This window comes from Sporolactobacillus nakayamae (assembly GCF_900113325.1).
GTDB classification, from domain to species: domain Bacteria; phylum Bacillota; class Bacilli; order Bacillales; family Sporolactobacillaceae; genus Sporolactobacillus; species Sporolactobacillus nakayamae.
In genome coordinates, this window is the sequence record NZ_FOOY01000003.1 from 48133 (window position 1) to 69169 (window position 21037).

A 21037-nucleotide genomic window follows, 5' to 3' on the forward strand; every position below is an offset into this window, starting at 1 on the left:
TAAAAATATTCATTTATTTATGTAAGCCTTTTCAATTTCGACAATTATTTTAATGTTTAGCTTATTTAAACGGCATATATCTTCCAAAAGTGATTTAAAATGGCATTTCGAAATTTAACTGAAGGTAAGTTCAATGTCATGTAACAATACTGATGAGATTAATTTCCATTAAATTTGTTTTTTATTATAATAAGTGGGTAGTCCTGTGTGAGGATTTGCCATTGGAGGTATACAGTCTATGTTTCAACACAAAACAATTGTTATTACTGGAGCTTCGAGCGGGCTTGGAAGTGAGCTCGCTCGTTTGTTTGCGTCAAAAGGAGCAAACGTTATTATGTTGGCGCGTAACGCTGAGAAGCTCGCCGAAATACAAAGACAAATCGAAATCGAAGGCGGAATATCATTTTATTATTCAATAGATATAAGTGAGGCAGAAGCTGTTCGTTCCCTTTTCCAGAGACTCAGCCAGCGCTTTCGGAGGATCGACATTTTAATTAATTGTGCTGGAATCGGAAAATTTCAGCCATTTATTGATATGGATAATCAAATCATCGATCAAATGCTGGATGTGAATGTACGCGGTCTTATCTATTGTACTCAAGCGGTAATTCCGATGATGATCCGGGAAAAACATGGTGGACATATCGTCAATATTTCTTCGATCGCTGGAATCATTACGACTCCAAAATCGGTGATATATGGAGCTACGAAGCATGCTGTAATCGGATTTTCAAATGGATTGAGGATGGAACTCGAAGGTAAGGGGATTCGTGTTACCGTTGTAAATCCTGGGCCGATCCGCACGCCATTTCATAATTTTGCCGATCCGTCAGGTCACTATGTTGAGAATGTCGGTCGCTTCATGCTTGACGCACGAACAACAGCTGAAAAAATTATGCGTGCGATCGAAAAGAAAAAGAGAGAAGTAAACATTCCGTGGTATATGGGTATATGCAATAAAATTTATCAATTGATCCCAGCTGTGTTTGAAAAGCTCTTTGGTTCGTTCCTGAAAATGAAATAGATCTTAGAGAAAAATGCGCATACATATTCTTTGCATAACGTATACAAATAATGTATTATTGATATGTAGGAAAGCGCTTACATCAATGCTTTGTGAGTGGTAAATGACGGGAGGAGTCAGAATGCAAACTGAAACACAAGTAGCTGCTAAAGACATGACCGTTGAGAAAGCAAAATGGATTTACACGAAAATGCAAGAAATTCGCCAATTTGAAACTGCTGTACATGATATTTTTGCAAAGGGTGAAATCCCTGGATTTGTTCATTTGTATGCTGGCGAGGAAGCTGTAGCCGTTGGTGTTTGTGCGCATCTAACTGACGATGACAGCATCACAAGCACACACCGGGGACATGGTCACTGCATTGCTAAGGGCTGTGATTTGAATGGTATGATGGCGGAAATCTATGGCAGGGCAACGGGTCTTTGCAAAGGCAAAGGCGGATCGATGCACATCGCCGACGTATCAAAAGGCATGTTGGGCGCGAACGGTATTGTTGGTGCGGGATTGCCGCTAGCAATTGGCGCGGGTCTAACAGCAAAGGTAAAGAAAACAAAAAATGTGGCCGTATGCTTCTTCGGAGATGGTGCGAGCAATCATGGCACATTCCATGAGGCGGTAAACATGGCGGCTATTTGGAAATTGCCGGTCGTTTTTGTTTGTGAGAATAATGGATTCGGAGAAGCGTCAACCTTCGACTATGCAGCAGCAGCAGATCAAATAGCAGATTTTGCTAAAGTATATAAAATCGCTGGCGAAACGGTGGATGGAAAAGATCTTCCTGCAGTATATGAAGCAGCAGCAAAAGCTGTGGCTCGTGCGCGAAAGGGCGAGGGTCCTACGATTCTAGAATGCATGACCTATCGTGATTTCGGACATTTTGAAGGTGACACACAATCCTATAAAGATAAAGAAGCACAGAAAAAGGCAATCACTGAAGACGATGCCATTGTCAGATTCCAAGACTATCTTAAAAAGCAAAAAATCCTGACCGGTCAAGATATCAAAAAAATTGACGATGCAGTAAAGGCATCAATAGATGAAGCAATCCGATTCAGTGAAGAAAGCCCATTCCCAGATGCTAAAGAAGTCACCACTGACGTATATGTTTCTTATTAAACCGATTGGATAAATCTGGAGGTGCTCGCAATGGCAGTTAAAATGAGTTATTCAGAAGCGATTAATGATGCAATTCGTTTAGCGATGCGTAAAGATGATGATGTTATCTTAATTGGAGAGGACGTTGCAGGCGGCGCCGAAGTCGATCATTTGCAAGATGAAGGCGCTTGGGGCGGCGTGTTCGGCGTAACCAAGGGAATCGTTGAAGAATTTGGACGCGATCGAGTGATTGACACACCAATTGCTGAATCAGGTTATATGGGTGCGGCTGTTTCTGCTGCAGCGACCGGATTGCGTCCGATTTCGGAACTGATGTTCAACGACTTTATCGGCAGTTGTTTGGATGAAGTGATGAATCAGGCAGCAAAATTTCATTATATGTTCGGTGGAAAAGCAAAAGTTCCGTTAACAATTCGAACGATTGATGGGGCGGGATTTAATGCGGCAGCTCAGCATTCGCAGAGTTTGTACGCACTTTTCACACACATACCAGGAATTAAAGTGGTTATTCCAAGCAATCCATATGATATGAAAGGGCTATTGTTAAGCGCGATATTTGATGATGATCCGGTTATTGTTTTTGAAGACAAGACACTTTATGGAATGAAGGGTGAAGTCGGCGAAGGCTTTTACACGATTCCGTTCGGCAAGGCTGAGATCAAACGTGCGGGTAAGGATTTAACGATTGTCGGACTTGGCAAACAGGTGTATACGGCGTTGAAAGCAGCCGATCAATTAGCGAAAAAAGGTTTTGAGGCTGAAGTTATTGACCCGAGAACGTTGTCGCCGCTCGATGAAGACACAATTATCAATTCAGTGAAAAAAACCGGTCGTCTGATCATTGTAGATGAAGCTTATCCGCGTTGCAGCGCTGCCACAGATATTGCAGCAATTGTTGGTGATAAAGCCTTTGATTATCTGGACGCTCCGATCAAGCGCGTGACTGCTCCTCATGCTCCAGTGCCGTTTTCTCCGCCGCTTGAAAAATTGTATATGCCGACCCCGCAGAAAATTATCGACGCATTTAGTGTTATGGTTGGCAATAAAGTATTCTCAGCAGTGTAATAGGCACCGGGATTCATTGAATAACTGCGATGCTGTATAGCGAAAACGAGCATCCTTGTTGATTTTATTTGAAAGGAGCGAGAACAAAATGGCGGTAGAAATCATTATGCCGAAAATGGGCATGGGCATGGAAGAAGGAACAGTAGTCGAGTGGCTGAAACAGAAGGGAGATCCGGTTAAAAAAGGCGAATCGGTCGTCTCCATCAGTTCAGATAAGATTGAGAAAGAACTTGAAGCACCTGAGGAGGGGGTCTTGATCGATATTGAAGCAGACGTTGATGACGTTGTTCCGATCGGTCACGCACTCGGTTATATCGGTGCTCCTGGAGAAGAAGTGAGTACGGAAAGTGCCGCTGTACCTGAGGCAGAAGCGAAAAAGGAAGTGCCCGTTGCCGCGGCGCCTCAACCTGAACCTTCTCTTGAGCCGGTATCAACCGATGAGCCGAGATTGCGGGTTTCCCCGGCAGCACGCCGCTTAGCGAAAATCGCAAATGTCGATTTGGCGACGGTAACCGGTACGGGACCAATGGGCAGAATCACGAAAGCAGATGTAGCTGAAGCGCAAGCACACGTGCAAAAAGCGCAAGAACCAGTTGCTGACGCGAAGCCTGCTCAAGAAGCAGTATCAGCACCAACTGCCGCTCCATCGTCAGGAAAAACGAAGAAAGTCACTGGAATGCGAAAAGTTATTTCGGAACGTATGTTTACTAGTCTTCAACAAACTGCGCAGCTCACCTTGCAGACAACTGTTGATGTAACTGAATTAATCGCGTTCCAAAAGAAAGCTCGTGAAGCTTATCAAATTAATGATGAGGTGCGCTTAACCATTACTGATTTTATTGCGAAGGCAGTAATCAACGCCCTCCTAGAACACAAGTCGATGAATAGTCTTTATGAAGGCGATACGATCACCACCTTTGATGAGGTCCATCTTGGTGTAGCGGTTGCGCTGGATGAGGGTCTTGTTGTTCCAGTCGTCGAACATGCAGATAAAAAATCGTTGAGTGCAATTTCACGTGAAATTCGCAAAGCAAGCAAAGCAGCGCGTGGCAATGAATTAAATCAGCTGAAGCTAAGCGGTTCAACCTTTACGATTACTTCACTTGGGACCTCTGGTGTTGGATTCTTTACACCGGTCATCAATCCTCCTGAAGTAGGTATTCTAGGTGTGGGCACCATTAGTCAGCAGCCGGTTTATTTTGGCGACGAGCTGAAGAAACGCAGTATGATGCCGCTTAGCCTAACCTTTGACCACAGGGCGATTGATGGCGCTCCTGCAGCGGCTTTCTTAGCAACAGTGAAGGCAAATCTTGAAACGCCATTCAAATTAGTTCTATGATGGTATGAATGAATTTGCAAACAGCACCCTCTATTGAGGCAGTGCTGTTTGTTTTTTACCCAATGAAAGATATATATAATTCAATTTTTCATTTGGATTATATTGGATTAATGGCTGGAAAATGGGGTACAATGTGAGGGTAAATACATTTTTAGTTGTTGTTTGAAGATAGGGGAAATGTCATGCCAAAATCTAAATATTTCCGTTTCGCGGTTTGGGTGCTTCTTATTCTAGTAATATTAATGGTAGGTTCTAAGTTAACGTTTGTTCTAAGGCCGGTTGGTGTGCTGTTTACATCACTTGCCGCTCCGCTCGTCATTTCCGGCTTGCTCTACTACCTGCTTCGCCCACTCGTAAGAGGCTTAATGCGACTTAAAATTCCTAAAATTGTTGCCATCCTTATCATATATTTAGTATGCGTAGGACTTATCACTTTATTGGCGTTTAATGTTGGTCCGCTTTTATACAGTCAGTTTCTATCGTTGATTAACAGCATGCCGGGTCTTGTGCAGCAACTGAGTGAGCAGTTGATTAACTTTCAGCAAAGTGAAATTTTCTCCAAAATGCATTTAGATGAGATTCCATACCTGGATTTCGCAAATCGATTTTCCAAGTCACTTTCAACAATGGCGACATCAATTGGAAATAACGTACTATCAATTATTCAATCAATTACCGGCACAGTTCTGATTATCGCTACTGTCCCTTTTATACTTTTCTATTTATTGAAGGACAGCGATCGGATTTCGCACGGCATGACAAAGCTCATTCCGGTTGTCCATCAAGAAAAAGCGCGTGAAATTCTTAAAGACATGGATCAGACATTAAGCGGTTATATTCAGGGTCAAATGATTGTTCTGCTCTTTGATTTCATTTTTATCTATATCTGGTACTTGATTATTGGCTTAAATTACTCACTTGTTTTAGCACTTGTGATACTGTTTACTAATGTGATTCCGTTTATCGGATCCTTTATTGCGACGATTCCGGCTGTCATTGTCGCGTTTATTCAATCACCAATCTTGGCTGTCTATGTTATTGTCGGCGTTACTGTCGTTCAGCAAATTGAAGGAAATGTGGTTTCTCCGCTTGTGATGGGGAGAAAACTAGATATTCATCCACTGACCATAATTTGTCTGTTGCTCGTAGCCGGTAATCTTGCAGGTATAATTGGTATGTTGTTTGCGATTCCGATGTATGCAGTATGCAAGGTCGTTGTCACACGTGTCTACAAACTGATTCAATTGCGCAAGCAATAAGGGAGATTAAGGGGGAGTTATCTAAATGGGGTATGTACAAGATTTACGCCGCAAGCTTGGACATGATCCGGTCATGCTTGTTGGTGCTGTTGCGATTATTCATGATGGTAATGGCGCTGTGCTGCTTCAAAAACGGAAATTTCCTATCGGGAGCTGGGGACTTCCGGGTGGTTTGATGGAGCTCGGCGAGTCGGCAGAGCAAACAGCGATTCGAGAGGTTCGAGAAGAAACCGGATTAACAGTGAGCGGTCTTCAGTTATTTCAAGTATATTCAGGTACGAAAACGCCTTCTGTTGCGGATAATGGTGATCAGTATTATCCGGTGACCATTGCTTATGTGACCGATACTTTTGAAGGAAAATGGAAGATTGATCCTGAAGAATCTGAGACTTTTGAATTCCGCAAACAGCATGAACTTCCCAAGCTGATTTTGAAAAATCAGCGCAAAATTATTGACGATTATTTTAACTGCCAAAATAAGAAATAAAAAAACCATGTTTCGACTGAGCGGATCATGGTTTTTTCGTACTGTAAAAAAGTAAAAAATTTTAAGGAAACGAATGTAACTAGGCTTTCGTATTCACCGAAGTCCCGACAGAGATCGATCATTCACTAACTGCGGTTTCAAGCGCAATATGGATCATATCATTAAATGTTGTTTGTCTTTCTTCAGCGCTCGTATCGGGTTCGTCCGAGAAGATATGATCGCTGACAGTGAGAATGGTAAGCGCCTGAGCGCCGTATTTTGCAGCTAATGTGTACAGCGCAGAGGTCTCCATCTCTACAGCAAGAACACCGTACTCGCCTAATTTTTTTACAATATCCATGCTGTCGCGATAGAAAACATCGGCTGAAAGAATGTTGCCGGCGCGCAAAGATAGTCCGGACTGAATGCCAATGTTGTACGCTTTTTGAAGCAGATCAAAATTTGCGGTTGGTGCAAAATCAATGTTTGGAAATGTGCTATGGTTTACCGATGAGTCTGTGGTAGCGGACATCGCCAGTATCACGTCTCGAACATGGATGCCGGTTTGAATGCCGCCACAAGTGCCGACTCGGATCAGTTTTTTTACTCCGTAGTCACGAATAAGTTCATTTACATAAATGGAGATTGATGGAATCCCCATTCCCGTTCCTTGGACCGATAGTCTTTTTCCGTTGTATGTTCCGGAAAATCCGAGCATGCCACGGACATTGTTATACTGAGAGACTTCGGTTAAGTAAGTTTCAGCAATATATTTCGCGCGTAAGGGATCGCCGGGCAGCAGAATACGATCTGCAATTTCACCGGGTTTTGCCTCAATATGAATACTCACTGTACGTCCTCCTTCGAATAGTTGCGAATTCTTCTTATTTTACCATGCGAACATGTTTTAAAGGCAATGAATTAGTTCTCATAGAGTTCAAGCGGTAAATCATCCGGATCTCTGAAAAAGGTGAATCGGCTGCCTGTTATCGGATCGGTACGGATGGGTTCGGTAACAACGCCTTTTTTATTGAGTTCTTGCACGGAAGCATCGAGATTTTTCACTGAGAAAGCAAGATGCCTGAGTCCACAGGCTTCCGGTTGTGTTGGACGAGCGGGCGGAGTAGGAAACGAGAAAAGTTCGATTTGTCCACTTGATCCGTTCCCAACAGCCAGATCCAATTTATAAGAATTGCGTTCTTTTCGGTAGATTTCATTAATAATAGAAAGACCAAGTAAATCTACATAAAAATGTTTTGATCGTGCGTAATCGGAACTAATAATTGCACAATGATGGAGCTCTTCAAAATTCATCATCTCACGCCTTTCTTAATCGCTTATATCTAATAGTATACCAAACAAAATTCGTGAGTTGCGATTCTCTAAAAGAGACCATAATGATATTGACAGTTATCCATAAAAGTCTGATACTATACATATGAACGATTGAACATATGTTCAATCGTTGGATATTTCGACTAGAAAGAGGCGAGAGCGGCATGAAGGAACATAAGGACCATCATCATGAATTGACGCATGGCCACACGCACACTCATCATTCAACAAACCAAAAAGCGCTGTTTATCAGCTTTATAATTATTACAGGTTTCATGATCGTCGAGGCGATTGGCGGCTACTTGAGCAACAGTTTAGCATTGCTCTCGGATGCCGGTCATATGCTCAGTGACGCGATTTCATTGGGATTAAGCTTTGCCGCGATTGTGATTGGAAGCAAAGTATCGGCTAACGGGCGTAAAACATTCGGTTATAAAAGATTCGAGATTTTGGCGGCTCTGTTTAACGGAGTGCTGCTTTTAATTATTTCTGTTTGGATTATCGTCGAAGCGATTTCTCGAATGGCTCATCCGGCCACAGTCGCCAGTGGAGAGATGATGGTCATCGCAGTGATTGGACTAATCGTCAATATTGTAGTGGCACGGATTTTAATGCAAGGAGAAAAAGATGAGAATTTGAATGTTCGAAGCGCGTTCTTGCATGTGATCGGCGATTTGCTTGGGTCAGTCGGAGCAATTGTCGCCTCAGCACTCATTATGTTTTTTGGGTGGGGGATTGCCGATCCGATCGCCAGTATGATTGTCTCGCTCCTTATCTTGAAAAGCGGTTGGGGTGTTACGCGTGACTCGGTTAATGTATTGATGGAGGCTAAGCCTGATGATCTAGACCTTAACGAGATACACGATCGAATTATGGCATTGGACGATGTTCAAGGGATTCATGACTTACATGTGTGGACGATCACATCCGGTTTTCTTTCGCTGAGTTGCCATCTGACAGTTGCTGACGGCATCAATCATGATGAGATGCTGAAAAGAGTGGAGCAGCTCTTATCCGAATATCACCTGGAACATTCAACCGTTCAAATCGAAAGTATCAATTTCACAAACTGTCATTCGGATTGTACGCATCAGCGGCATGGCTGAAATACCATAGTTTTATAAGAGAAGCGGGAGTGAAGGTGGACTGAATCTTTACTCTCGCTTTTGTGGTGTGAATCTTATTATAAGCCAAGGCTCAATGGTCTTCAAAAAAACACTAATTTGTTCGGGAGATTGATCGTCCGGTCGAAGATGAATGATTCCAAGGCGCAAGAAAGTGTTTTTCACTGCTGCCGTTACTTAAAGCATGTTAAAGTATAGGTATTGAAAACTAGGGAGGGTGTCTTATGGTGTCTGAAGCGCTTCTTGTGATTGATATGAGCAATGATTTTGTTGATGATCGCGGCGGATTAACAGCAGGCAAACCTGCGCAACAGATTGTGCCATTTATTAAAGATCTCGCAGATCATTTTTTTGAAGAAGGAAAGCCGGTGTTCTTTTGTATGGATGCTCATGAGCCGAATGATGCGCATTTTAAACTGTGGCCGCCGCACAATATAAAAGGGACATGGGGTGCCAAGCTCTATGGACTTCTTGACGAATGGTACACCGCACATGCTCAGGAGTCAAATGTGATTTTCGTTCCGAAGCCGGAGTATGATGCTTTTATTAGAACTGATTTGGATGGTATGTTGAAGGAACGTCACATCGACACGGTTCACCTCACCGGAGTTTGTACGGATATCTGTGATTTTCTGACTGCGTATGGCGCCTATTCGAGAGGCTATAAAACGATTGCGCATCGAAGGGGAATGGCAACTTTTACAGAGCAGCATGAATTGTTTCTGAGGCATATGAATGCTATTTTTAAAACTGAAATTATCGATTAACTGGAAAGGGGTGGTCACGTTGACCAAATTACATGATGACGGGTACACACGCTGTTCTTGGAACACCACGGATTCCGTTTATCTGGATTACCATGATCACGAGTGGGGACGCCCTCAATATGACTCGCAGAAATTATTTGAAATGCTTTGTTTAGAGGGGATGCAAGCCGGTTTGAGCTGGATCACCATTTTGAAACGACGCGAGGCGTATCGCAAGGCTTTTAGCAGTTTTGATCCTCGGACGGTTGCCGATTATTCTGCTGAGAAAGTGGAGCAATTAATGGGAAATTCAGCGATTATACGAAATAGGCTAAAGATTAATGCAATCATCACAAACGCGCGGATGTTTTTGGAACTTGAAAAAGAACAGTCGTTCAGTCAGTTTCTTTGGTCATTCGTAGGCGGAAAACCGATCGTTCATTATTATAAAGAAAGCGCAGCGGTTCCCGCCTCTAGCGAGGAATCGCTGCTTATGAGTAAAGCCCTGAAAAAGCGAGGCTTTAAATTTGTTGGTGGGACGATTTGCTATGCCTTTATGCAAGCAACAGGAATGGTCAATGATCACGAGACCGGCTGCTTTTGCTTTCGGGAAATCACCAATGGAAATCACTTGGCTTGTATGGAAAACTAAGCTCAATCAAATTTTCGGATAGCGGGAATACAAAGTACGATCGCGATTAACAAGAGTGTCAGGCAGCTGAGGACAAGCATCGCTGATACGCCTCCGATCGCACTGGCGAACCATCCGGTGAACATATAGCCAACGGGGATGAGTGCGAATGAGCCGAGCATATCAATGCTCGCAACGCGACCGAACGCTTCCGGAGCGACAAGGTCCTGGAGGCTTGTTTCCCATACCAAGCCGAAGGACATGCTTCCCAAGCCTTCGATTGTCATGAGCAACGTGAGAATCGAGGGATTAGGAACGAACGGCATAATCATAAACGCTGCGCCACCGATCGCGATACCTAAATAGGCGATCAGGCCGCGATGCCGCCAAGTTTGGCGCATGCCGAAAATGAATGCAGCCAGAGCAGCACCGACTGCCTGACCTGACATGACTAGACCGTAAACATATGAAGGAAAATGATGATGCACGTTCATCAGCCATGGAATGATAATGACGGTGATGCCCGTTGTGCAAATATTAATGAAGCAAAAGGCTAATATGGTGACCCAAAGCCATGTATTCTGCTTGATTATCTCAATTCCGCCAAAGCAGTCGCGTATAAAGGAAGATTTTTTTGAATCTGTGACTGCTTTTTTTATTTCACCCTCTTTGGTTAGAAATAGAAGACAAATAAAAGAGACGAGGTATGTAAGACCATCAATTCCAAAGCCAATCGGTGCTGACCAAACGGTGACAATCATGCCTCCGAGTGCTGGTCCGAGCAACCGCATCCCCTGAATGCTTAACTGGTTAAGTGCATTTGCGGACGTTCGGATATCTTGAGTGAATACGGTAGCGCGCATAGCCGAAAATGCGGGTTGAAATAGCCCATCCATAATTCCAAGCACAATAGCGATACCTGACAGCAGATGTATGGTTAGTTGTCCGCTCATTCCCAAGCTCATGATGATGAATGCCATCGCGCAGCGAACGATATCTGTCATGCGCATCAATTTCGCTCGATTCACTTTATCGACGATGATTCCGGCAAAAGGAAGAATGAGAACGTTTGGCAGCATATAAGCCGTCATGACAAAACCCATAGCGACAGTTGACTGAGTCAAAGAATAAACAAGCAGCGGAATGATAATACCTGTAATTGATGAACCGAAAACGGAAAGCGTGTTACCAATCCATAATGCACGGAATGCACGAGAATGATAGAGAGGTTTAAAGAATTGCGGCACGTTTCGTTTGGACATTATGTTGGAAGTTTGATCAGTCATCTTTTCACCTCATATAAACACTTAGTAATTTGCAGCACACGTTACACACTATAAATCAAAATCGTGTATTAGTCACGATCTGTCACAGTATAAACTACAGAGAAGCGGGGGTGTTCCTTGCTCAGTATGAAAAGGAAAAAAGAATGGCTCACAATGCCTGCTGTGATAGAATGAAAACAGAACAAATTGCAGCATGATGAATGATGCTATTCGTAACAAAACCAACTCAATAGAGGATGTGTGTTTATGGATGGATTAACCGAAAAAAAGATAAGTTCAAAAGAAATTTTTAAAGGCAGAATTGTTCATCTATTTGTCGATCAAGTACTGCTACCAAATGGTGAAGAATCCTCTCGTGAAGTAGTCAAACACCCGGGTGCTGTCGCTGTGATTGCCGTTAATAAAGAAGGTAAGCTGCTACTTGTCAGACAGTATCGTTATCCGCTGGATGGAATTATTTACGAGATACCCGCGGGTAAGTTGGAACCTAATGAAAATCCGGATCATTCTGCATTAAGAGAGCTTGAGGAAGAAACGGGCTGTCAATGCAAAAAGATGGAAAAAATAGCTTCATTCTATTCGTCACCGGGATTTTCCGATGAATTGCTTCATGTCTACTTTACTGATTCTCTCATTGAAGGCAGACAGCACCTCGATCAGGACGAATTTCTAGAAGTTTGCGCAGTGGATCTTGAAGAAGCAATACAAATGATAGAAGATCACCGCATTTTTGATGCGAAGTCAGTCTATGCTGTGCAATATATGCAGCTTAAGGCAATGCGAGCTGCAAACTGAAAGATTCGTGAAAACTCTCGATTTGGTCATAGTTATCTGAATGAATCATAGAATGAGATTATAGATTTCAGATGATCGAACATGTCGGGAGGTCGACCGAATGATTGCGGAACGATTAAAAAAAACGCTTGCGAAGCATATTAGCGATTATTTATCACTTTATACTTTTGTTACGGGTTTGCTGCTCATGGGCATAGTCTTTGGAGCGATTGTTGTGAATTGTCTTTCCTATGAATCAAAAAGTGATTTGCTCCATTATTTACAACAGTTTTTCGGTGAACTAGCCAAAAGTCAAATTGCCGATCCGCGAGCGCTTTTCAAAGAGAGCCTTTTTCATGATATGCAGTTTCTCGTTTTGATTTGGGTGCTTGGACTCTCAGTCATTGGTCTTCCGCTTATCTTTCTGCTGATCTTTGTCAAAGGCATGTTTCTCGGCTTTACTGTTGGTTTTCTTGTTAGCCAAATGGGAACGAAGGGATTAATGGCTGTACTCGTCAGCATCTTTCCTCAGAATCTGCTCAGTATTCCAAATTATTTGTTTCTTACCGTTCTGTCGGTTGCGTTTTCATTGAAAATGATAAGGCAGCTCCTAATGAAAACGAGAAAGCAGCCGATGTTGCCGCAATTTATCAATTATGGGATTGTATTAGCAAGTGCGACATTGATTGCCGCAGCTGCGTCCGGATACGAAGCTTATATATCGCCTGCATTGATACGCCTTTTTATTTCTTGATAAGTGGAAAATCAATTCCTTTTAAAATAAAATAATTATAATTTGAAAGTAATTATATTTAATTGACACTGTTATCAATAAGGATTATAATTTTCCTGTAAAACCAATGATCTTATTGATAATAGTCGCATTTTTTCACGATTATGTTGAGGAATACAGGCCATGATTGGCTACCGAACATTCCAGCGTTATTTTATCTTTGAGATTGTTCTTGCAAAGGGGGGGCTTGTATGGAAGGCAGAATTAATCGTATTAAGAAACAACTTCATGCGCAAAAATATAAGCTGACACCGCAGCGAGAAGCCACAGTAAGGGTCTTGTTGGAAAATGAACGAGATCATTTGAGTGCTGAAGATGTGTACCTCCTTGTCAAAGAGAAAGCGCCTGAAATTGGGCTTGCTACTGTATATCGAACACTTGAATTGTTAGCTGAATTGAAAATTGTAGACAAAATTAATTTTGGTGATGGTGTATCGCGATATGATTTGCGTCGTGAAGGGGCGAGTCATTTTCACCATCATTTGGTCTGCATTGAGTGCGGCTCTGTGGATGAAATACAGGAGGATCTGCTCGGAGAAGTGGAGAAGGTTGTGGAGCGTAAATGGCATTTTAAAGTGAAAGATCACCGCCTGACTTTTCACGGTATTTGCCATCGCTGCCTGGAAAAACATGAAGAAGAAAACCGCCTGAAAAAAGAAAAAGAATATGAACAGGAAACAGAGAAAGTGTAATAGTTTTTGACCGCGACAGCCTGAGTGCATCAGACTGTTTTTTCATTTTTTCCATGTGAACTGTCTGCAGCCGGTGACCACTGAAGACATCCAAAAGTAAAAAGAGTCGTTATACCGCAATATTCTCGAACTGTCCTCATATGATTAACTAACGAATTAATTTTGGACAGGCAGGGATGAGCGGATGAACGGTATTTTTCGAATGAGTGTGGATTTTTTCAAACTATTAATCGCTTTTGCTGTACTCACTGCGGCTTTTTATGCTGGAATGACCTGGGTGGATCACTTTCAGGAAAAGGTGCACCGCTACGATGAACCGGGATCAGGCGCAGTAAAAGTCATTCATGAACAGGACGCCAAACGGATGGATGGCGATCAACTGGACAACAGACGTGATTATTCGCGCTTTATAGAATTCTTGAGAGACGGAGAATGAGCGATTGAGGAAACAGTTAAATGACTTTTTGGACTTACTTATTCGGGAGCGCGGTTTGTCGGAAAATACCATTGAGGCATACCGAAGTGATTTATCTCAGTATCTTGCTTTTTTAATGGAAAGTGCGAGCTGCGAGAAGTGGGGTGATGTCACAGAAGTAGTCGTGATGAACTATCTTTATCATCTAAAAGATCAGGGCTGCGCGCCGGCAACGCTTGCAAGGAAGGCTGCCGCTATGCGTGGCTTGCATCGCTATCTGATGCGCAGTCACCAAATGGTGAACGATCCTGCTTATGCTATGGATATACCCAAGATAAAACAGAAACCGCTTCCCTCAATGTTGACTGTGAATCAAGTGGAGCAGCTCCTGGCAGCGCCGGACACTCGGACCAGAACAGGAAAACGTGATCGGGCTATCATGGAGGTACTATATGCGACGGGAATACGCGTATCTGAATGTATCCGGTTAAATCGAGACCAAGTGAATCTCGGTTTGGAATTTATCCGCTGCGTTGGGAAAAAAGGTGACGAGCGGATACTGCCTCTTGATCCGGAAGCGATTCAAGCGCTCCAATCGTACATAACAGAACTTGATCATGAGTCGGCACTGAAAAAAAACGGACAGCCGCTTTTCTTAAATCGGCTGAATAAACGATTGACCAGACAAGGCATTTGGAAAATCCTTAAGCAGTACGCTGAAGAAGCGGGGATTTCTGTTCCTATTTCACCGGAAACGCTTCGACAGTCATTAACCGCTCATTTGTTGCAAAACGGTGCATCATTCGAATTTGTCGATGAATTGATGGGACGCACGCATCATTCCGCATCGATGCGTTATCCACGACCAAATCGTTTGCCCTTCAAGAAACTTTACACTACCTATCATCCACATGTACGATCAAAATAGTATGAATGGTATGTGTCACCACACAGGAGAGATGAACATGAAGCCAATAGAAGAAGTAATGGAAAAGTTGAGAAAAACCACACGCCAAAAACCAATAATCGGACTGATTCTTGGGTCCGGACTTGGTGATCTGGCTGACGAAATTTCCAATGCGGAACAGATTCCATATCGATCTCTGCCTCATTTCCCGGAATCGACAGTTAAAGGTCATAAAGGGCAATTTGTCATCGGAGAACTTGAGGGAAAAACTGTTGTTGCGATGCAAGGAAGGTATCATCATTATGAGGGCTATTCTCTTGCGCAAGTTGCCTTTCCTGTTTACGTTATGAAGGCGATGGGCATTGAAAAGCTGATTGTTACCAACGCATGCGGGGGCATCAATACGGATTTTGATCCTGGCGATCTGATGCTAATCACTGATCATATCAACATGCTCGGTGACAGTCCGTTGATCGGACCGAACGATGATGAACTGGGACCGCGTTTTCCCGATATGTCGCATGCATACAGTTCGGAATTGATTCTGAAGGCGGAAGAAGCTGCTGCAGAACTCAATATCCATATTCGTAAAGGCGTTTATTTGGCGACTCACGGCCCGCAATATGAAACACCAGCCGAGATTCGAATGATGCGCGTCATGGGTGCTGACGCGGTTGGTATGTCAACCGTTCCTGAGGTGACTGCGGCGAGCCATCTTCAATTGGATGTACTCGGCATCTCATGTATCACGAACATGGCTTGTGGGATTCTCGATCAGCCGCTGTCACACAAAGAGGTTATTGAAACCGCAGATCGTGTTAAAGCGGACTTCACAGCCTTAATTAAATCAATTATTCGTTCGATGTGAAATTAAATTTAAGCGAGAAAGAGCCGTGGAGAAAATTCACGGTTCTTTCTCGCTTAAGAGAAAATGTCTTGCATCAATTTTTTGTGTTTCTAATTATAAGTGATTTGACACAAGATCAAAAGAATGTCAGATTGCCGGTTTCCTTCGCGTGTTTTTCCGCGTAACGAACGAGAATGAACGAGGCAGCAGTCAGGGCAATCAATATGATGGCTAATTCGATTAAAGGGATACATATGCTTCCCAATGTTTTGCCATCCATTACAATGGCTCGAAGGATAGTCAAAACAAAGGTTAGTGGGAAAACAAAAGCGATTACTTTTGCCCATATTGGAAAAGCCATGATCGGCATACGCACTCCTGAGAAGAATTCCATCGGAGCTTCAAAAAGAGTATAGAGAAAGCCGGCGTCGCGTGAGAAGAGAAAGATTGTATTCAAAAATCCACCCCATACAACAGCTGACAGGAGAAGCACCATGACGGCAAATGGAAGCAGCCACCAGTGAGCAATGTGGAGTCCGCCCATAAAAAATATGGTGAGTATGGCAAAAATAGAAAACATCCAAACAGCTTCAATTAAATTTGCAGCAGCGCGGCTGAACATAATCAAAGTTCGAGAGGCGGGAGTAAGCAGGATCAGTTCCAAAGTTCCTTGCTGGCGTTCATAGCCCATCATCCATGCGGATTGAACGAGACTCCAGAAAAAGATGTAGGCGATGCAGCCGGTGATTAAAAAGAGTCCGAGCTTATTTACAGGAACAAATCGAGAAAGCGGACTGTTCTGTCCGAGATTAAACGGTTTGAATGCGTAGTAGGCATTGATGAACTGAATAATCGGCCATAGAAACATTGAAAAATATATAAGACGATTATTAAAATTATGGCGATGACTCTTTCGCATTTCTGCTTGGCAGATCGTCAGCATCTTCATCATTAGTCATGAACCTCCGTAAGCCGAATGATCGCGTCTTCTAAATTTGGTTTTTTGGCGTCGAACCGAATGAGTTGCAGATTTCTTTTTTGAGCGAGTGCAAGAAAGGAAGAAGTCATATCAAAGGTCGCTTTCATATCCACGCGCGTGCCTTCATTCGTTTCCTTTTTCTGTGCATGGATGCCAAGCTTATCTGTTTCTTGCTTGAGCCAGTGCCAGTTCTCTTTATCGAGCGTCTTCATAACGACAATCAGCGAACGGTCTTTGACAATCGTCTGGATGATTCTGCGCGGCGTGCCTTGTAAAAGCAGATGCCCTTTTTCAATGATCGAGACATGATCGCATAGCTCTTCAACTTCCTCAAGATAGTGGCTCGTCAGGAGAATTCCCTTGTTTTTCTCTTTGGCGAGGCTTTTGACAAGAACTCTCAATTGACGGGCGACCGGCGCGTCCAAGCCAAGCGTCGGTTCATCAAGAAATAGATAATCCGGGTCGTTGATTAATCCGCGAGCAATTTGAAGACGCTGCTTCATTCCTTTGGAGTAACGTTCAACAGGGCGGTCGGCGAACTCAGTCAAACCAACCTTATCGATGAGCGCGCGGCATCTTTGCTTCAGAGTATTCCCGTTTAGACCATACAGTCGGCCGAAATACATCAGATTTTCACGGGCGCTTAAGCGCCAATAGAGCATGCGTTCACCACCGGCGATCATATTGACGCGTCGCTTAATCAGCTCTGGTTGTTTCACTGCATTGATTCCGTCGATTGAAATGGTACCGGACGTTGGCGCGAGCAAGGTGGAAAGCATTTTTATTGTGGTTGTTTTCCCCGCTCCATTTACGCCAAGCAGGCCGATAATTTCACCTTTTTCAATCGTTAAACTAAGATCGTTGACCGCTTTAATTTGCTGTTTTCTTCGACTCAGCCAGCCGTTTTTTTCTTTTAGTGTATAACTTTTATGCAAGTGTTTTGCTTCAAGCATGATCGTTCCCCCCTTATCCAAAATGTTTTTCCAATACCGATTTTTCCATGCGTTTCATAAAGAGTAAGCCGATTGCAAAGTAAAGTATGCCAAGCGTAGAAAGACTAAGCAGATGATAAAGAATGTCTGAAGATGGCGCGGCATGAGTCATTACTGAGCGCATGAGTTCGAGTCCATAATAGAGGGGCATGATTAAGCTCAGTCCTTGAATCCAATCAGGCAAAAATTGCGGTGGGAAACTAACGCCGCTCACAAGTGTCATGATCACAAATAATGTATTCTGCGTGATGTATGTATCACGAAAAGCGAGCATAAAGCCTCCGAGTACGAGCGCTTGCGCGAAAAGAGCGAAACAAAGAACGATCATAATTGGAAGGAGCAATGCCAAATGTGCGGCGACCAGATTTAATCCAAAAAACAGGCCAACACAGATGATAGCTAGCCACTCGATCCCCGAACGCATCAGGCCCTGGATGGCAGCACCGAGAAAGTATCCAAGCCGTGAAGAGGGAGTGAGCAGCAAGGCTTCTAATGTACCTTCTCTCATTTCATTAATCAGCATGCGGCTGACGATCATCAGAAGAGACACGGCGAAGGAATTAAAAACGCCGCCCATAATGACATAGGAAAGGTAGTCGGAGGTGCCCGTGTAACTGACAAACTGTGTATTCAATTGGCCTTGAAAAATGAAATGATAAGAGAGATAGGCAAAAATCGTGATATAGACACCGTCTAAAATATGTCCAATGAAAAATGACCATGGATATGCGCGGCGCATGGTGATCAGTTGACGCTTAAAAGTCGCTGAGAAAGCGATCCACATGGTATCATTCCTCCTTATCTGAGTTTGGGACGATCAAAAAATTGATCCATATCGACGCGAATCATTTCCAATTCTCGCGCTTTTGTTTTGTAAAAAACATAATGACTGCTGCGTCTGCTTTCGATCAAACCAGCATCCTCAAGAATCCGAAGATGCTTGGAAATCGTTGCCTTCGCAAGGCCTAGATGGTCGGACAACTGCTGCGTGCAGTAAGGATTATAAAGCATTAATCGTGCCATCCGCATTCGAGTCGGGTCGGAGAGCGCCTTAAGCTTATCGGTCAGGTCCTTAGGGACACCCTCTTGTAGATCGTGAGAGGGAACAAGCAGCTGCTTTGCTACAAAAAGATCGGGCGTATCGATGTCTATTAATAGATGTGGTGCGATAAATGTTGATGGAATAATAGTTATTGATCTCAAATCCTCATAACTACGCGTGTATGTCCTCGCTTTGAGAAATTGAACCGATTGATCGCCGACAATAAAGCGCGGATGAACCGAGCGAAGTGCTCCGATCGGATCTTTTTGCACCTCTTCATTAAACTGGTTCACCGAGCGAATCATCCAAGGCTCAATATGATAGAGCTCGCGCGCGAAAACCGTCGTGTGATAGTCGTGAAGAAAGTGGTAGAACATCTTTTGATATCTTTTCGGACGACGAAGAATTTCACGCTCATCAGGGTTTAACTGGATACGATCAAGGTTGCGACGCGTGCCTAAAAGAAATGAAGCAAACGCCTCACAATCAATATGATTCCATTGTTCAATCGAATCTTCTACATAGCGATTTTTGAATCCAAATGAACGTTCGCAATCCATAATAAACATCCATTCATCCGTCACTTTTCCAAAGAAAGATAACGTATTAAGCATTTCGGATGAAAGTGATTGCCGGGTACGATTCGCCCATTCAAGACGATCAAGATGGTGTTCCGGTTTTGTTAAAACATGCAAGCTGGTCATCAATTCACGGTAGGGTGAATAAACAGCCTCAACATGTTTTATCATCCATTGTTCAAGAGTGCACATGGCCATGCTCCCTTTATAATTGATTCGCTATTTAACGAATCAAATAACTAATTTTGCAAAATTATTAAGAATTATAGAGATAGCCTATCAACCTGTCAATGACTAATTGAAAATTTCCGAAACAATGATCTGTCTATCCTTTATCTTTTCTCTTTTGCTTCTGTATAAAAGAATCGCTCGTGGACAGAATGATAAGGATCATAGTGAGGAGGTTTTTTCATGAAGGCATTTTCTATGTGGATAGCTTGTGCCGCGCTCCTTTTCGCGGCTTTTGTTCCGACGGCTTCGGCATTTGCCGAATCAAAGGAAAACGCGGGTGCGGAGACTGGTAAACTGAAATCAGCAATTGTTATCGAGCAGGATACGGGGAAGATTCTATTTAAAAAGAACGAGAATAAAGAGCTTCCGCCCGCGAGTATGACGAAGGTGATGACACTTCTCCTAATCTTTAAGGCGTTGCAGAATCATCAGATTTCCTTGAAAGATAAAGTGAATGTGAGCGAGCACGCAGCTTCAATGGGCGGCTCTCAAGTCTTTCTTGAACCAGGAGAAACAATGACAGTGGATGAGATGCTGAAAGCAATTTGTATTTCGTCCGCAAATGATGCCTCAATTGCGATGGCTGAGCACATAGCAGGTTCAGAAAAGGCATTTGTGGCGAATATGAATAAAGAAGCGAAGAAGTTGGGAATGCGGCACACTCATTTTGTTAATCCAACCGGACTTCCTGTGGCCAATCATTACACAACTGCTAATGATATGGCCGTTATGGCACGTGCGCTGCTGAATCATCCACAAGTGCTGCACTACACATCAAAATATGAAGACTATCTACGAGAAAATACAGATAAGAAATTTTGGCTTGTAAACACAAATAAACTGATAAAAACATATCCAGGCGCTGATGGGTTAAAGACAGGATTCACCAACGAGGCAAAGTATTGTCTGACGGCAACCGCAAAAAGAAACGGTATGCGTGTTGTGGCCGTTGTTATGGGCGCGCCGACACCAAAGGAGCGCAACAAAGAAGTCGCCGGCTTAATGGATAATGCCTTTGCCGCGTATACAACCAAACCTTTACTAAGTAAAAATAAAACGGTAGCCATGGCGAAAGTAAAAAAAGGTGACGTGGCTCAAGTTCCGATTGTGACGAAGCATCCGGCAGTTCTTTTGTTGAAAAAAGGAGAGAGCTCGAAAGGCTTGAAAAAATCGATCAAAATGAACGGTCCATTGCAGGCACCAATAAAATCAGGGACCGTTGTCGGACAATTTATTGTGAAGAAGAAGGGGAAGGTTATTTCACAAACTCCTCTGGTAGTCAAAGACAACGTGAAGCGCGCGTCATGGTGGCAATTGTTTAAGAGAAGCGCAGGAACCATTCTGACGCACTAACGTCCGCAATTCTTGGCAGTTGTGACCTTGTTTTGACGAAAC

Annotated in this window: 23 protein-coding genes; 16 read left to right on the plus strand and 7 right to left on the minus strand. The window is 43.3% G+C overall.

Annotation, left to right across the window (positions count from 1 at the left end):
- The first annotated feature begins 238 nt into the window (after positions 1-238).
- The 6 genes from BM003_RS00255 to BM003_RS00280 all read left to right on the plus strand — a co-directional run bounded on the left by BM003_RS00255 (position 239) and on the right by BM003_RS00280 (position 6291).
- Entirely contained in the window at positions 239-1024 is a 786-nt protein-coding gene (locus BM003_RS00255; protein WP_093668908.1) for an SDR family NAD(P)-dependent oxidoreductase, read from the plus strand.
- Positions 1025-1145: 121 nt separating this feature from the next.
- Positions 1146-2141 carry a thiamine pyrophosphate-dependent dehydrogenase E1 component subunit alpha gene (locus tag BM003_RS00260; protein WP_093668910.1) on the plus strand — a complete coding sequence of 332 codons (996 nt, stop codon included), beginning with the start codon at positions 1146-1148 and terminating at the stop codon, positions 2139-2141.
- A gap of 30 nt (positions 2142-2171) precedes the next feature.
- On the plus strand, positions 2172-3206 hold the full coding sequence (locus tag BM003_RS00265; protein ID WP_093668912.1) for an alpha-ketoacid dehydrogenase subunit beta: 1035 nt from the start codon (positions 2172-2174) through the stop codon (positions 3204-3206).
- Between the two features lie 88 nt (positions 3207-3294).
- Positions 3295-4545 carry a dihydrolipoamide acetyltransferase family protein gene (locus BM003_RS00270; protein WP_093668914.1) on the plus strand — a complete coding sequence of 417 codons (1251 nt, stop codon included), beginning with the start codon at positions 3295-3297 and terminating at the stop codon, positions 4543-4545.
- A 182-nt stretch (positions 4546-4727) separates the two neighbouring features.
- Positions 4728-5804, plus strand: a complete 1077-nt coding sequence (locus BM003_RS00275; protein ID WP_093668916.1) for an AI-2E family transporter — start codon at positions 4728-4730, stop codon at positions 5802-5804.
- A 25-nt stretch (positions 5805-5829) separates the two neighbouring features.
- Positions 5830-6291, plus strand: coding sequence for an NUDIX hydrolase (locus BM003_RS00280; protein WP_093668918.1), 462 nt, complete (start codon positions 5830-5832; stop codon positions 6289-6291).
- 118 nt (positions 6292-6409) lie between these two features.
- Here the strand turns inward: BM003_RS00280 and deoD are convergent, their stop codons facing one another.
- Positions 6410-7120 carry a purine-nucleoside phosphorylase gene (gene deoD, locus BM003_RS00285; RefSeq protein ID WP_093668920.1) on the minus strand — a complete coding sequence of 237 codons (711 nt, stop codon included), beginning with the start codon at positions 7118-7120 and terminating at the stop codon, positions 6410-6412.
- A gap of 71 nt (positions 7121-7191) precedes the next feature.
- Positions 7192-7584, minus strand: a complete 393-nt coding sequence (gene gloA2, locus BM003_RS00290) for an SMU1112c/YaeR family gloxylase I-like metalloprotein (protein WP_093669649.1) — start codon at positions 7582-7584, stop codon at positions 7192-7194.
- A gap of 185 nt (positions 7585-7769) precedes the next feature.
- Here gloA2 and BM003_RS00295 point away from each other — a divergent pair, with 185 nt between their 5' ends.
- From BM003_RS00295 to BM003_RS00305, 3 genes are all read left to right on the plus strand, one after another.
- Complete coding sequence (locus BM003_RS00295; RefSeq protein ID WP_093668922.1) at positions 7770-8711, plus strand: cation diffusion facilitator family transporter; 942 nt, start codon at positions 7770-7772, stop codon at positions 8709-8711.
- A 242-nt stretch (positions 8712-8953) separates the two neighbouring features.
- Positions 8954-9496 carry a cysteine hydrolase family protein gene (locus tag BM003_RS00300; RefSeq protein ID WP_093668924.1) on the plus strand — a complete coding sequence of 181 codons (543 nt, stop codon included), beginning with the start codon at positions 8954-8956 and terminating at the stop codon, positions 9494-9496.
- Between the two features lie 19 nt (positions 9497-9515).
- Entirely contained in the window at positions 9516-10127 is a 612-nt protein-coding gene (locus BM003_RS00305) for a DNA-3-methyladenine glycosylase I (RefSeq protein WP_245733964.1), read from the plus strand.
- Positions 10128-10129: 2 nt separating this feature from the next.
- Here the strand turns inward: BM003_RS00305 and BM003_RS00310 are convergent, their stop codons facing one another.
- Positions 10130-11392: an MFS transporter gene (locus BM003_RS00310; RefSeq protein WP_093668928.1), complete on the minus strand. Its 1263-nt coding sequence runs from the start codon at positions 11390-11392 to the stop codon at positions 10130-10132.
- 246 nt (positions 11393-11638) lie between these two features.
- On the opposite strand from BM003_RS00310, the gene BM003_RS00315 reads away from it, so the two are divergent.
- The 6 genes from BM003_RS00315 to BM003_RS00340 all read left to right on the plus strand — a co-directional run bounded on the left by BM003_RS00315 (position 11639) and on the right by BM003_RS00340 (position 15841).
- Positions 11639-12187, plus strand: a complete 549-nt coding sequence (locus BM003_RS00315) for an NUDIX hydrolase (protein ID WP_093668930.1) — start codon at positions 11639-11641, stop codon at positions 12185-12187.
- Positions 12188-12287: 100 nt separating this feature from the next.
- On the plus strand, positions 12288-12920 hold the full coding sequence (gene spoIIM, locus BM003_RS00320) for a stage II sporulation protein M (protein ID WP_093668932.1): 633 nt from the start codon (positions 12288-12290) through the stop codon (positions 12918-12920).
- Positions 12921-13150: 230 nt separating this feature from the next.
- Positions 13151-13651 (plus strand): ferric iron uptake transcriptional regulator, encoded by a 501-nt coding sequence (gene fur, locus BM003_RS00325; protein WP_093668934.1) that lies wholly within the window; start codon positions 13151-13153, stop codon positions 13649-13651.
- A gap of 184 nt (positions 13652-13835) precedes the next feature.
- A complete protein-coding gene (locus tag BM003_RS00330; protein ID WP_093668936.1) occupies positions 13836-14087 on the plus strand; it encodes a DUF4227 family protein in 252 nt (83 codons plus the stop codon).
- 4 nt (positions 14088-14091) lie between these two features.
- Positions 14092-14994 carry a tyrosine-type recombinase/integrase gene (locus BM003_RS00335; RefSeq protein ID WP_093668938.1) on the plus strand — a complete coding sequence of 301 codons (903 nt, stop codon included), beginning with the start codon at positions 14092-14094 and terminating at the stop codon, positions 14992-14994.
- A 31-nt stretch (positions 14995-15025) separates the two neighbouring features.
- Complete coding sequence (locus tag BM003_RS00340) at positions 15026-15841, plus strand: purine-nucleoside phosphorylase (RefSeq protein ID WP_093668940.1); 816 nt, start codon at positions 15026-15028, stop codon at positions 15839-15841.
- Between the two features lie 115 nt (positions 15842-15956).
- On the opposite strand, the gene BM003_RS00345 is transcribed toward BM003_RS00340, so the two are convergent.
- Genes BM003_RS00345 through BM003_RS00360 form a run of 4 tightly spaced genes read right to left on the minus strand, consistent with a single transcriptional unit; the run spans position 15957 to position 19603 of the window.
- A complete protein-coding gene (locus tag BM003_RS00345) occupies positions 15957-16772 on the minus strand; it encodes an ABC transporter permease (RefSeq protein WP_093668942.1) in 816 nt (271 codons plus the stop codon).
- Entirely contained in the window at positions 16772-17752 is a 981-nt protein-coding gene (locus BM003_RS00350) for an ABC transporter ATP-binding protein (RefSeq protein WP_093668944.1), read from the minus strand. The genes BM003_RS00345 and BM003_RS00350 overlap by 1 nt, the downstream gene beginning before the upstream one ends.
- A 13-nt stretch (positions 17753-17765) precedes the next feature.
- Positions 17766-18575, minus strand: a complete 810-nt coding sequence (locus BM003_RS00355) for an ABC transporter permease (RefSeq protein WP_093668946.1) — start codon at positions 18573-18575, stop codon at positions 17766-17768.
- Positions 18576-18589: 14 nt separating this feature from the next.
- Complete coding sequence (locus BM003_RS00360) at positions 18590-19603, minus strand: ArsR/SmtB family transcription factor (RefSeq protein ID WP_177184558.1); 1014 nt, start codon at positions 19601-19603, stop codon at positions 18590-18592.
- 219 nt (positions 19604-19822) lie between these two features.
- On the opposite strand from BM003_RS00360, the gene BM003_RS00365 reads away from it, so the two are divergent.
- Positions 19823-20995, plus strand: coding sequence for a D-alanyl-D-alanine carboxypeptidase family protein (locus tag BM003_RS00365; RefSeq protein ID WP_093668950.1), 1173 nt, complete (start codon positions 19823-19825; stop codon positions 20993-20995).
- The last annotated feature ends 42 nt before the right edge of the window (positions 20996-21037 follow it).

Excerpts from the sequence above, each read along its gene's own strand:
- BM003_RS00340 (WP_093668940.1), top strand. The coding sequence starts at position 15,026 with ATGAACATGAAGCCAATAGAAGAAGTAATGGAAAAGTTGAGAAAAACC.
- BM003_RS00365 (WP_093668950.1), top strand. The coding sequence starts at position 19,823 with ATGAAGGCATTTTCTATGTGGATAGCTTGTGCCGCGCTCCTTTTCGCG.
- BM003_RS00310 (WP_093668928.1), bottom strand. The coding sequence starts at position 11,392 with ATGACTGATCAAACTTCCAACATAATGTCCAAACGAAACGTGCCGCAA.
- BM003_RS00255 (WP_093668908.1), top strand. The coding sequence starts at position 239 with ATGTTTCAACACAAAACAATTGTTATTACTGGAGCTTCGAGCGGGCTT.
- BM003_RS00345 (WP_093668942.1), bottom strand. The coding sequence starts at position 16,772 with ATGATGAAGATGCTGACGATCTGCCAAGCAGAAATGCGAAAGAGTCAT.
- spoIIM (WP_093668932.1), top strand. The coding sequence starts at position 12,288 with ATGATTGCGGAACGATTAAAAAAAACGCTTGCGAAGCATATTAGCGAT.
- BM003_RS00275 (WP_093668916.1), top strand. The coding sequence starts at position 4,728 with ATGCCAAAATCTAAATATTTCCGTTTCGCGGTTTGGGTGCTTCTTATT.
- BM003_RS00330 (WP_093668936.1), top strand. The coding sequence starts at position 13,836 with ATGAACGGTATTTTTCGAATGAGTGTGGATTTTTTCAAACTATTAATC.
- BM003_RS00265 (WP_093668912.1), top strand. The coding sequence starts at position 2,172 with ATGGCAGTTAAAATGAGTTATTCAGAAGCGATTAATGATGCAATTCGT.
- gloA2 (WP_093669649.1), bottom strand. The coding sequence starts at position 7,584 with ATGAATTTTGAAGAGCTCCATCATTGTGCAATTATTAGTTCCGATTAC.
- BM003_RS00280 (WP_093668918.1), top strand. The coding sequence starts at position 5,830 with ATGGGGTATGTACAAGATTTACGCCGCAAGCTTGGACATGATCCGGTC.
- BM003_RS00295 (WP_093668922.1), top strand. The coding sequence starts at position 7,770 with ATGAAGGAACATAAGGACCATCATCATGAATTGACGCATGGCCACACG.
- BM003_RS00270 (WP_093668914.1), top strand. The coding sequence starts at position 3,295 with ATGGCGGTAGAAATCATTATGCCGAAAATGGGCATGGGCATGGAAGAA.
- fur (WP_093668934.1), top strand. The coding sequence starts at position 13,151 with ATGGAAGGCAGAATTAATCGTATTAAGAAACAACTTCATGCGCAAAAA.
- BM003_RS00260 (WP_093668910.1), top strand. The coding sequence starts at position 1,146 with ATGCAAACTGAAACACAAGTAGCTGCTAAAGACATGACCGTTGAGAAA.
- BM003_RS00300 (WP_093668924.1), top strand. The coding sequence starts at position 8,954 with ATGGTGTCTGAAGCGCTTCTTGTGATTGATATGAGCAATGATTTTGTT.
- BM003_RS00350 (WP_093668944.1), bottom strand. The coding sequence starts at position 17,752 with ATGCTTGAAGCAAAACACTTGCATAAAAGTTATACACTAAAAGAAAAA.
- BM003_RS00355 (WP_093668946.1), bottom strand. The coding sequence starts at position 18,575 with ATGTGGATCGCTTTCTCAGCGACTTTTAAGCGTCAACTGATCACCATG.
- BM003_RS00360 (WP_177184558.1), bottom strand. The coding sequence starts at position 19,603 with ATGTGCACTCTTGAACAATGGATGATAAAACATGTTGAGGCTGTTTAT.
- BM003_RS00315 (WP_093668930.1), top strand. The coding sequence starts at position 11,639 with ATGGATGGATTAACCGAAAAAAAGATAAGTTCAAAAGAAATTTTTAAA.